This window comes from Microcystis sp. M31BS1, assembly GCF_020245285.1.
GTDB classification, from domain to species: Bacteria; Cyanobacteriota; Cyanobacteriia; order Cyanobacteriales; family Microcystaceae; genus Microcystis; species Microcystis panniformis.
The window spans coordinates 1-2,559 of the sequence record NZ_JADBVE010000107.1 but is presented as its reverse complement, the minus strand read 5'-3'; the positions used below and the strand labels follow the sequence as shown (position 1 = coordinate 2,559).

Sequence of the window (2,559 nt, the reverse complement as noted above, 5' to 3'; positions counted from 1 at the left end):
TACTCTAGCAATTCCTCGTCAGGAAATTCGTTCGAGCAAGAGTTGATCAATTAATTGTTTGGTTTCGTCAGAGACGGTTTTATTAGTGGGATTGATCACAAACGGTTGACCACATTCTTTACCTTGACGTTTGGGTTTTCCCTTAGGAATATAACCATTCTTGATCCTATGGTGAGAACCACAATTAGGACAGGGGAATAGAGGTGAAGGGGGGATTTTGTTCGGTGCTAGACTGATATTTGAGTAAGCCAGACAGGAGCCAGAAAAAGATATTTATCAGAAAAGTCATGAACAAGCTAGAGGTTTAAAGACTGAGCGGGTTCCAATTATTTTTATTCATAAATATTTTACACAATTCATACCAGGTAAGCAAGAGAGCTACGCCACTACTACCGAATCATTACCTATACTTCAACTGGCTATGGTCGGCAAAGTCCGCAAGCAAATTTATATCTTTGTCTTTCATAACTAGCCTATACTCAACGGATTTAGTATTAAGTACCTAAGCAAAATTAATTACACATATCTAACCACCTCTTGCCTCTTGCCCCTTGCCTCTTGCCTATCTTCACTAGGAAATTAATTTTGCACGACTACTTACTCCTAATGAAGAACTATTTTTCAGCCGAGGGAAACCAATTATCATCTAATATTTGTTCTAGGGATATATGAGCGTCTGAATTGAGGTAAAAAAGCTGAGAAACTGATTTAATCGCCACTGGATAAACTTTATCATACATAGCCGCTAATTCTGGCCGTAAGCTGGGACTATCTTCTAAACGATGCTGAATTTGGGCGCGAAAATTGACTATTTCTGCCGCCCAATGATTACCTGACCGTTTTTTTTCTTCTTGCCAATAAGCCAGCTTTAAAAGATGTTCGATAAGACGGGTTAACAGACTCATTAAAGCTCGTCTATCACTTTTCCCCATACTCTCGATTTCTTCAATTAAATTATCCCAATCTACCTGCTCAAAATTGCGCTCTCGTAACTGTTTTACCGTCTCTTTTAGCCATTGATTATAATCAGTTTCGTAGGCAGTTGACGACATAAGACCTCTTGTAAAAATCAAAAATTGTTGTTGGGGTTAGGAGTCAGTAGCCAGTAGTCAGGAGTCAGGAGAATTAAAAATGAGCATTAATCAATTAAATGCTCTATTTAGGGATGTTATGCAATTTTATGTCTATTTTTCTCATTTTTGCACTCTCAAAAATTAATTATGCAAGAACTCTATAAATAATTATAGGGCTTGTTGCTGTGACTAATTACGAAAATGTGTTGCGATCGGTAGCAATTTTATAATTTTCACTTAAAATGGATTGCATAATTGATCTAGAGTAATACCATTTTTCTTTATTCGTGGCAGACATTCTACTCCTTTCTCCCAAAAATGGAGAAGGGTTGGGGGTGAGGGAATTAACCATCTCTGCCATTACTTTAGAAAAATGGTATAAAGTTTCAAGGGAGTTGACTGAAAATGCTTGATTACCGTCTATTGTTATGTGCTATGGCATCTGTTTTACTCGGTCAGTCCGTACAGGCTAAGGATATCGAGTTTTCTGGGGGTGCCAGCGGTGTGGATCCCCTCGGCCATTCTTTTGCGTTTGATGGCACAACCTTCACACTTTCGTCTGGTTCAGGTACATTCAATCCTTCTGGTACTGACATTGGCAACGCGAAAAGCTTTTCCTTTAGTTTGACCAATCCTGCTGTTTTCAATCCAGATCCCGTTAGTGTCCCCAATGCCTGTCCGCCAGGCCAGTATGCAGTTGAGTTACAAGGCAATCCCCTAAAAATTGTCTGCGTAGCCTTCGGGAAAGAAGACGAAGAATTCATTAGATATACATGGCAATACAGGATGCTTCCGGGCGGTGTAATCACTTTCAACGATCCCCGGGGTGCTGGCTTGACCGCTGGGCTTTCCAAGTTTGACTTCACACTAACTTTTCCACAGCCCATTGATGTTAATAACTTCAGCTTTACCGCTAAGTGGTCTGATGTGGCTTCAGTCCCAGAACCTTCGCTGACGACCGGATTACTTCTCCTGGGATTCGTGGGTCTATACTGGACAAAACGTACCTAAATCGGTTCTAGAAATACATAGTCTTTTGACCGGCTAATTTATCGTCAGCAGACTGGGTGCATCTCAATTTTGTAGAAATATCTATATTAGGGCTGGTTGAATAAATCTAAAGACCTTGTTGGATAAGGCTTTAGTGCCAGTACTGGGAGTGAGCGGCGGGAAAATTCAGGTACTTTTTCCCTGAAAATTAGCTAATTGACCCCGGCGGTTCGACAAGCTCACTGTCCACTCGACTGAGCTTGCCGAACGTCCTGAAAATCGGTAAAACCCCACACCCCACACCCCACACCCTGCCCCCACGAAAAACTTTTTCAGCCAACCCTAGGTATCTAGGGTTATACTTTAGACGTTCATAATCTGAGATTTATTAAACTTCTGAAATCGTAGAGTCAGCAAGGAATCCAGTTCTTTTTTATGTTTCAGATGGGCATCATTCAGACATTCATAAATAGCTGAAGAAAAGTCAGAAAAGTTC

Annotated in this window: 2 protein-coding genes and 2 pseudogenes; 1 reads left to right on the top strand and 3 read right to left on the bottom strand. The window is 40.7% G+C overall.

Annotated elements, in window-relative coordinates; genetic code table 11:
• Positions 1–7 precede the first annotated feature (7 nt).
• Both IM509_RS06105 and IM509_RS06100 read right to left on the bottom strand, forming a co-directional pair.
• A pseudogene (locus tag IM509_RS06105) lies at positions 8–289 on the bottom strand (IS1/IS1595 family N-terminal zinc-binding domain-containing protein); the annotation flags it as partial.
• 325 nt (positions 290–614) lie between these two features.
• Positions 615–1,052, bottom strand: a complete 438-nt coding sequence (locus IM509_RS06100; RefSeq protein ID WP_052276754.1) for a DUF29 domain-containing protein — start codon at positions 1,050–1,052, stop codon at positions 615–617.
• Between the two features lie 456 nt (positions 1,053–1,508).
• Between IM509_RS06100 and IM509_RS06095 the strand changes: the two genes are divergently transcribed.
• Positions 1,509–2,084, top strand: coding sequence for a hypothetical protein (locus IM509_RS06095; RefSeq protein WP_287716702.1), 576 nt, complete (start codon positions 1,509–1,511; stop codon positions 2,082–2,084).
• Between the two features lie 342 nt (positions 2,085–2,426).
• Here IM509_RS06095 and IM509_RS06085 read toward each other — a convergent pair.
• Positions 2,427–2,559, bottom strand: a pseudogene (locus IM509_RS06085) (IS630 family transposase); the annotation flags it as partial.